Origin of the sequence: Roseofilum capinflatum BLCC-M114 (assembly GCF_030068505.1) — a bacterium.
Classification (GTDB): Bacteria; Cyanobacteriota; Cyanobacteriia; order Cyanobacteriales; family Desertifilaceae; genus Roseofilum; species Roseofilum capinflatum.
This window is the reverse complement of record NZ_JAQOSO010000110.1, coordinates 1-8,299: the sequence shown is the minus strand read 5'-3', so window position 1 is coordinate 8,299 and position 8,299 is coordinate 1. Positions and strand designations below refer to the sequence as shown.

Below are 8,299 nucleotides of genomic sequence, written 5' to 3'. Positions count from 1 at the left end.
TGGTACATGGCTTTGAGCCTTTAAGACTGTACACCATAACAGCGCTTCGCGCTGTTATGAACGGTATGTGCATGTTGTTAAGTGCCGAAGGTAATGCCTAAACTTTTGGCTGTGCTATTGCGGGTAAAGCTATTCCAAGTCCCTAACTCTTGAGCCGGCCGTCCACAGAGAATACTCTGGACTTGCTCGGTTAAGCCTTTAACTTGACTAAAGTCGGCTCCGGCAATGTTCTGTACTTGGTCAAAACTGGCTCCGGTGAGGTCGGCGCAGCGAAAATCGACTCCTTGTAATTCTGTATTATTCAAGCGAGCATTACGCAAATTAGCGCCGGTTAAAAAGGCTTTTTGTAAGTTGGCTCCACTTAAAGCTGCCTCTTCTAAATTGGCTGCGGTTAAGTCGGCTCCACTCAGGTAAGCGCCGCGCAAATTAGCCCCTCGGAGATCGGCCCCTCGGAGGTTGGCGGTATTTAAAAAGGCTCCGGCTAAACTGGCTTTGGGGCCAACTGCTCCTGATTTTCGATAGTCAAAATCTTCTGGCCATTGGGTTTCACTGTCGTAGAGGGCGAGTTGGAGTCGGGCATCGTCTAAGAGGGCGGTGCTTAAATTTGCTTTTTGCAGTTGCGATCGATTTAAGTATGCACCTTTGAGGTTTGCGCCTTGTAAGTTTGCGCCCTGTAGATCTGCTCCTCGTAGATCTGCCCCTTCTAGGTTGACTCCACTCAAGTTAGCACCGTTCAGGTTTGTGCCAATCAAGTTGGCTGCGGCTAAGTTGGCTTGATAGAGGTCTATGCCGGATAAATCCATTTGCATAGCGTCTAGTCTGGGGCGATCGACTCCGGGATGCAGGCCGAGCTGCTCGGCAGTGTCGCAATAATCTGTAGAAACCATGTTTTAATTGATCAATATAAACCGATTGGATTTATCCTAAAATTTTAGGGTACATCACTTAGAGTTTTGTTAACTTTTCTTAATTAAAACCACATTTCGATCTGCCCACAGAAGGTTTAATCATTCATGTTACTTCAGCATCCTATGACGATGATGGACTTCTTTCGCAAAAGTGAAGGGGTTTGGTACTCGGAGCGCACTGTTCATCATTTTGATTCGACGATTAATGAGTCTGGACTTTCTAATGTGATTGTCCAAGTTTTTGGCCCCAATGACCCCAAAGTGCTAGAGCTGTGCGAGACGAATAATACCGATCCAGCTAAGGCGGCTGGGGGGGCAAGTTTTATGTGGCAAGATAACTTAGATGCCGAGCGAGAACCTAACCCCAATTATGCGGCTATTTTAGTGGATATTCCTAATGCGGATAATCCTCGCCAAGGCTATTTTTTGCGAAATCGGGGTTATGTGGAGGGTATCCCGGTGATTGGGCGATACCATTTTGCCCCGGATGGGGTGTTAACGATTAATACGGAGTATGAGCGCAACCAAGGACAGGAAAGGGCTTGGTTTATTACGGATAATTTCCGGGTGCGCGTGAGTACGGTGAAAATGATGAATGGGGTGAATTTGATGAGTTATGCCTCAGAACGCAAGTGTGTGCTTCCGAGTCAGTTGGAAGAGATGCACAAGAAATATGAAGTGCCCGGTTAAGGTTAAGTCGGGGCGAGATTTTTTTTCGCCCCGACTTAACCTTAAAAGCTATGGCTGCGCCACCGGTTTAAGTGATATTCACCGATCGCCGAGAACTGCTGCATTTGCTGCATTTTTTCTTCCAAAGATTGGATGGTTTGTTGCTGAAGGTGCAGTTGCGATCGCAATTCCGTTTCTTTAGCATCAGGGGTTTTCAAGCGCTGTAATTGGGCCTGTAGACCCTCAATCACTTGGCTGTTTTGTTGCAGCTTATGTTCTAGGGCTTCATAATCCTGACGAGAAATGGACTGGGGCTGACTCTCTTGCTGGTGTTGCCTTTCCAATACCTGGGCTTGAAGGGCTTCATAATGCTCTTTGGAGACCGTGGTCTTTTTCAGGGTCTCGTGGGTTTGCTGAAGTTGGTTAACTTGGGCTTGCAGTTGCGCGATGGTTTGTTCTTGATCGGCGACTTTCTGCTCCCAAGCGGCGATCGCCTCTTGGTTTTTCCCGTCTGCTTGACTGTTTACCGCGTCCTGGTTCTGCTGAAGCTGTTTGATTTGGGCTTGCAACTCAGAAATGGTCTCTTCTTTTTGGGCCACTGTTTCTTGTAGAGTTTCTCCTGTGGCTGCCTTTTGCTGATAAGCGGCCAGCTTTTCTTGTAAAGTCGCCAGGGTTTTATCTTTGTCGGATAACGCCTTTTTTAATTCCTCCACTTCGGCGAATGTGGGGGTTGCTTCGTCGGCAGAGCGTTGGCTGACGGCAATATTTTTCAGAGCGGGAAACTTTCCTTCATTTCCTGAACCATTGGACTTCCCAGATTTGGACTCAAAGTCTACAGTTAGAATCGTTTGGGTCAACTCACTGTTAACGCTGATATATCCCCTTGACATCCGCTCTATCAATTCTGAGCGGGATAACTTGGTGGTTTTAGCCATCTCGTTGAGTAGCTCTTTTCCGCTGGGGGTAATAGAAATTCCTAACTTCATTTTTGACTCTGAGTATTGGGTGCGATTGGTTTTTGTATCTTTAGCCATTTTAGCAAATTTGGGGTTAACGTTTATCTTTTTTTACACTTGTTTATCCTTCCTGGTTTTCAATCGGTTTTAATCTTGCAGAATCAGTTAGGGGAAAGGCTGACACTCTACAGAAATAGAGGAACGATCATGCTGATTGAGTGGGTACTTCATGGGCAAAACTGGTAATTTTCTCAAATTCCAATGCTCCCTCTTTTGACCCCCAAATCTGTTCGTGGGTTTGGACATCCATTCCTCGATCTAGACTTTTCCAAGTAGTTTCTGTCAGTTCTACTTCACTGACTAAGTAAGTTTGATGGCCTTTCCGATGAATGAGGCATTGATTTCCGGGTTCGACCGAGCCTTGATAGCCAGTTCCGTCCCATTGAAACACCATGGAGCAATGATAGCGTCGCTGGATCGCCTGGGGGGTGATGGTATGCAGAATGCTTAATTCTCGCGCTGAACCGGCATAAAGAATGGGGTCTTGTAAGCTATAGTTTTCGATATAGATGCGATCGCCGCGATCGACTAATCGATGTACCCCTTGACGGTATGGACTCCACAGATCGTAATCATAGACTTGCTCAGAATAAAACCCGATGCCTTGAAAAAATTCCCAGGGCAGGGGTCGCCACAGAACATGAATATGGGCATATAATGTGGGATGGTTATAGGCTTGCTGATGATTGCTAAAATCTCCAGCTAACCAATGAGCCAATCGGATCAGTTCCTGAGAATAGGACGTAGATACGCTAGAGGTCATGGAACAGTTTGCTATAGGTTGGCTTGGCCAGGATTGACCTTAACCCGTTGTTTATGATCTCTCCATTATATCTTAAAGGGGCTTGTCGATCTATATGGGGATCAAGGTTAAACGGACAGTTGAGCCAAGAATCTCAAGGTTTAGGAGGATGACCGAATTTCGGAGGAGAAGGAAGCGGTGGTGACTCCTTGACCATCTTGAGTTTTAATTAGGGAGACTCGAAAGCGGACATTGGGGGTGGTAAACCAAATTCGCTCTTCAGCGGCCGCCCGATCGTAGGTGGTGATCAGGGTAAATATGCCTTCATCATTGAGGGAATATTGACCGATCGCCGGAATGGTTTCGGCATAGCCCCGTTCGCGCAGGAGTTGCCCCTTTTGGGGGCGATCGCGGTCGGGAATGGGTACTAAAATACAGGAGCCTTTGAGTTCTTCGTCTTCATCCCAATCTGATTGGCCTTCCCAAGTCATCTTAAAGGGGGATTCGATGGTGGCTGGATCGATCTCATATAAGTCACACACTGCTAATACCCCCGGATCTTGGGGGTCTAGGGCCATGATATCGATGGTTGAGCGCACTTCCTCAAAATGGGCAAAGGCTAAATGATGGCCACTGCGTTGCGATCGCCATCGCCCAATTGACTGTTTTACAAATTGCTTGAGATCCATAATCTATTACCCATTACCTATTACCCATTACCCCGTGAAGCGCTAATATCGTCGCCGCCCTCTTTTCAGGGGTTGACTGCGGAAAAATAGCCGTCTTTGCTTGGCGCGAGATAATTGGCGGTGGCGAAATGGTTTTTGATGGGGTTTCGTGGGTTTGAGGTGCTGACGACGCACGGGTTTAATCCGGGAGGGATTCACTTTGCGCCCAGGAAACAGAGAATAAACAGGCGATCTCGTTGTAGATTTTTCAACCGCAAGCGGTTTTGAGTTTCGGCTTTCAGGGATTACTGGAGGATCGCTGGGGTCTGGATCTGGAGATTCTGGAGGTTCTGAACTCCGATCCACTTGGCGATCGCTGGATGATTCTCGGTTTTCTACAGACTCGAAACTATCCGAACTTCCCCGATCTTCCCTTGGAGAAGCATCGATCGCTAATGGGCTTAAGACTTCAACCTGCTCCACTGCTAAGATTTTACCGCCAAAACGGTGAATCCGTTGTATGGTTTGAGAGAGCTGATTTTGGCGCACGGTTAACCAAGTTCGGGCCTGACGCTGATTGGGGTAGCTCCCCCCCTCGATTTGCAGACGCACCATGGACTGATTTAAGGATTTTGGCTCTAATCCCATAAAATACTCATCTTTTGCTCGTTTTTTCCGGCGATCGCCTTTGCTCCTAAGCCAAGACTTTGGCACAGTTGTGCAACCTATTCCGTTGCCTAGGCTACTTCACAGAAATGGGGCAGCAGGATGCAACCCATCCCACTGCCACCGATCCATCAGGCTAATCGAGATTAATTCACAGCAGTAATGCTGGCAATTTTACCCCCTTGTTTGTGAATTCGCTGATAGGTATCAGAGAGTTGATCAAAGGGAACCAACAGCACTTTGTTGCTCCAACGGAATTTTGGCATCCGATTGAACGCGCCTGGGGAACTATAACCGGTTACTTCAACCCGGTAAACCGTTCCGCCTTCGGTTGCACCTGTACCCAAACGAGTCCGAGCGCTGGAGGGGGGTTCTTGGAAAGACCAACCGCCGACACCACCAGAGGGAGGCACAACAGCAGTTGGGGTTCCTTGAATCACCAGTTTATTTAGGCGAGGACGATTTCCGGACAAGCTTCCTTTGAAATCACTGCTTCCAGGCCCACGCATCAGTTGGAACATATGGGTGAAGCCCACCAGATTTCTTACGCTTTCGCTTTTGTAGCCGCGCATATAGGGAACAATATTTTCCCCAAAGGTGTTTTGATACTCATCGCTATCGATGTAGGAATCAATATCCGCTTCAAAGCCTTGCTCATTCAAGATTGCACCATGAATTTGCATTTCTTCATAGCTATCGGGAGCGCGACCCAATAGGTGTTTGAAGTTTAACTCAATTAAGCGAAAGGGAGGGCAAGACTCGAAGAAGCGAGCGCGATATAAGCCAGATTTGGCCACCTGACGCACGAACTCACGAACACTGATTTCTCCCCGCTTCAGTTGAGATTCAGGGACGCTCAGGCGCTCGTTTTCCATGACATAGGAATTGCCTAAAACTTGGCGGTACACCGCCCGAATTACGGCTTCGAGTTCTTCACCCGATTGTCCTGGCCAGAGTTCAACGGGGTCGGTTTCTTCGTATACAGAAACTCCTAATTCCGACGCGGGTCCAAAAGGCATTTATACTAATCTCCTTTCAAAGAGGGTCTACAAAAGGGTTGATTCCTGGGAATGATGCTTAAAAACGTTAATAAACTTAACATTTTGATTCAGAAAAGCCTAACCCTAGAATTCAGGCGGTTTTCTGACTTAATCCCAGTTGTTTCCAGTTTATTGCTAGTTTCCGTCTCCTCATTTATACACCGAGGGTCGGTCGAGAAAGTGTGAAGAATTGTAAAGTTTTGCCCTTTTAAGGGGGCTAATCTCTCTCTCATTCTCAGAATATGAGCGATTTAGCGATTCCTATGTTGGGGAGCCAATGTGTTTTTGTTCTACTCCCAACCCCACAAGCGCTAATTGATCGAGGGGTTGCCCTTCTGCCAGGCGATCGAGTCCACGGAAATTACACGAGTACAATTTATGACTATCAGTCATTCCCAACCTTACAGCACTTTGCTCTGTTATGGAATACAGGATTTAACGCTCAAAACCTTTTTCAACAAGACTCTTGCCTCTTGCCTCTTGCCTCTTGCCTCTTCCCTCTTCCCTTTTGCCTCTTGCCTTTTGCCTTTTGCCTCTAATTCTGATACCCCTCAAATACCTTCAGCCGATCGATCAAATGATCAAAATAAGGCAATAATTCAGTTTTTTTATTGCCACCACACATTTCAATAGAAATCTGTTTCATAGCTTCGAGTCCCACCACCATAGCCTCTAAAGGAACCTCTAATTCCTGATACAGTAAATCCATATAATGCAGTCCCTCTGCACTGGTATACTGGGGCGATTTTCCAGCCACGCCATAATGAATACAGCGCAAAAAATGCCAAAAATCCCGCCAGCAATTTTCCGCTCGTTTTTCCGGATATAACGCGCCTCCGGGTTGAGTAATCTGGGGAAACTGCTCTAATACCTGAGACCTTGCGCGATCGACAATCTCAGAAGAGCGATCGCGTAATCCCCTAGCAATAGCAAACCATTCCCCCTTTTCCTCTCCTAAACCCGCTAACCGATCAAACTGCTCATCCGTCAAATACTGACGCTCTTGATTCGCCTGTTCAAAGACCTGAATCACTTCCGGCTGCACCGATCCCACCCAACTCTGAAAACTGACGATTTGAGCTTTACGAATCAACTCCTGAACAGAAGGACTCAACATATCTATTTTTCACCCGTTAACTTGTGCATTAATCAAGAGGAGAACCTCCCCAGTTTCTCCTGCCTCATCCAATTAGCTTTGACTGGCACGCAGTTCCTGAAGCGCATGATCGATTTTGATGATTTCCGGATGGTTAGCCAATTTTTCTAACGCTTTCTTTTGAGAAAGTTTCACCTTGCGAGAAACCCCCAGGACATCATTAACCAAACGTTCGCGATATTGTTCTAATTCACGAATCACTTCTTCGATCTCTTGAGGAGTCGCTTGAGTAGAGTTAGATTCAGACATAGGACTTTAGTTCAGGTATTAACACTCAATTTACGATTCAGCAATTCCTATCATCTTCCCAAATCTTGGACTCTGTGGTTAAAATTTTAAGAAACGTAACACAACAGATCGCCAAACCCTATGGAACTGCATCAAATCCAAACCGCCCTCAACAGCTCCAACTCCCAAGACCGACTCAAAGCTGTTACCGCCCTTAAAGACTACAGCAGTAAAGATGCAGTCCCCCTACTGATGAGTAAAATCAACGACCCCGATTTTCTCGTCCGTTCCTTCGTTGCCATGGGACTAGGGCGCAAACAATCCCCTGAGACCTTTCCTGCCTTACTCGAACTCCTCAAGCGAGATCCAGACCCCAATGTGCGATCGGAAGCCGCCAACTCCCTCTCCTATTCTGGTCAAGTAGCCATCTCCCATCTAGTCATTGCCTTCCATCAAGACGATCATTGGTTACTCCGTCGCAGCATCATTGCCGCCCTCGCTGACCTCGGCCATCCCGAAGCCTTATTAGAAGTTTGTCTGTGCGGCTTAGAGAGCGACGATCTCACCATTGTGGAAGCCTCCATAGAAGGACTTGCTTCCCTGACCAATACCCGCAAACAACAAGCAGCCTTAGAAACCCTCTTACCCCTAATCGCCTCACCAGAATGGCGCATTCGCCGCAAAGTCGCTTGGGCACTCCAGAAGTTTGCAGACTCAGAAGCCGCTCAGTCAGCCCTACAAAAGCTCTCCCAAGACGAGGATCATCGTGTAGTTGCTGCCGTTTTGGAAAATCGCTTATCTAAGGATGCCCAGAGAGTAGGAGAGTCATAATCTATTTAACTCGACTCCCTCTCCTATGGTTGTAGGGGCGAACGGCCGTTCGCCCCTACATATACGGGCTTAATGGAAGTGCATTAGCGTAGGGTGGGTTAGGCAGCTAAAACCTAGACTCTGACAGCAATCTATCAATCCGCCGTAACCCACCATTTTAGGGTTGTCACGGCAGTAGTGCCATGACACAGCTAAAAATGTGCATTAGCGTAGGGTGGGTTAGGCGGCTAAAACCTAGACTCTGACAGCAATCTATCAATCCGCCGTAACCCACCATTTTAGGGTTGTCACGGCAGTAGTGCCATGACACAGCTAAAAATGTGCATTAGCGTAGGGTGGGTTAGGCAGCTAAAACCTAGACTCTGACAGCAATCT

Annotated in this window: 11 protein-coding genes; 2 read left to right on the top strand and 9 right to left on the bottom strand. The window is 47.3% G+C overall.

Annotated elements, in window-relative coordinates:
* Positions 1–77: 77 nt before the first annotated feature.
* The gene (locus tag PMG25_RS21460) at positions 78–887 is read right to left on the bottom strand and encodes a pentapeptide repeat-containing protein (protein ID WP_283768944.1); all 810 of its coding nucleotides are present in this window, start codon (positions 885–887) and stop codon (positions 78–80) included.
* A gap of 126 nt (positions 888–1,013) precedes the next feature.
* Between PMG25_RS21460 and PMG25_RS21455 the strand changes: the two genes are divergently transcribed.
* Positions 1,014–1,598, top strand: coding sequence for a phycobiliprotein lyase (locus PMG25_RS21455; protein ID WP_283768943.1), 585 nt, complete (start codon positions 1,014–1,016; stop codon positions 1,596–1,598).
* A 41-nt stretch (positions 1,599–1,639) separates the two neighbouring features.
* On the opposite strand, the gene PMG25_RS21450 is transcribed toward PMG25_RS21455, so the two are convergent.
* The 8 genes from PMG25_RS21450 to PMG25_RS21415 all read right to left on the bottom strand — a co-directional run bounded on the left by PMG25_RS21450 (position 1,640) and on the right by PMG25_RS21415 (position 7,114).
* A complete protein-coding gene (locus PMG25_RS21450) occupies positions 1,640–2,611 on the bottom strand; it encodes a GumC domain-containing protein (protein WP_283768942.1) in 972 nt (323 codons plus the stop codon).
* A gap of 127 nt (positions 2,612–2,738) precedes the next feature.
* Positions 2,739–3,356, bottom strand: a complete 618-nt coding sequence (locus PMG25_RS21445; protein WP_283768941.1) for a chromophore lyase CpcT/CpeT — start codon at positions 3,354–3,356, stop codon at positions 2,739–2,741.
* A 140-nt stretch (positions 3,357–3,496) separates the two neighbouring features.
* The gene (locus PMG25_RS21440) at positions 3,497–4,024 is read right to left on the bottom strand and encodes a phycobiliprotein lyase (RefSeq protein ID WP_283768940.1); all 528 of its coding nucleotides are present in this window, start codon (positions 4,022–4,024) and stop codon (positions 3,497–3,499) included.
* 42 nt (positions 4,025–4,066) lie between these two features.
* Entirely contained in the window at positions 4,067–4,717 is a 651-nt protein-coding gene (locus PMG25_RS21435) for a rod-capping linker protein CpcD domain-containing protein (RefSeq protein WP_283768939.1), read from the bottom strand.
* A gap of 98 nt (positions 4,718–4,815) precedes the next feature.
* Positions 4,816–5,688 carry a phycobilisome linker polypeptide gene (locus tag PMG25_RS21430; RefSeq protein WP_283768938.1) on the bottom strand — a complete coding sequence of 291 codons (873 nt, stop codon included), beginning with the start codon at positions 5,686–5,688 and terminating at the stop codon, positions 4,816–4,818.
* Positions 5,689–5,970: 282 nt separating this feature from the next.
* Entirely contained in the window at positions 5,971–6,102 is a 132-nt protein-coding gene (locus tag PMG25_RS21425) for a hypothetical protein (RefSeq protein ID WP_283768937.1), read from the bottom strand.
* A gap of 142 nt (positions 6,103–6,244) precedes the next feature.
* A complete protein-coding gene (locus PMG25_RS21420; RefSeq protein ID WP_283768936.1) occupies positions 6,245–6,826 on the bottom strand; it encodes a globin family protein in 582 nt (193 codons plus the stop codon).
* 72 nt (positions 6,827–6,898) lie between these two features.
* Entirely contained in the window at positions 6,899–7,114 is a 216-nt protein-coding gene (locus tag PMG25_RS21415) for a hypothetical protein (RefSeq protein ID WP_283768935.1), read from the bottom strand.
* Positions 7,115–7,234: 120 nt separating this feature from the next.
* Between PMG25_RS21415 and PMG25_RS21410 the strand changes: the two genes are divergently transcribed.
* Positions 7,235–7,924: a HEAT repeat domain-containing protein gene (locus PMG25_RS21410; protein WP_283768934.1), complete on the top strand. Its 690-nt coding sequence runs from the start codon at positions 7,235–7,237 to the stop codon at positions 7,922–7,924.
* Positions 7,925–8,299: the final 375 nt, after the last annotated feature.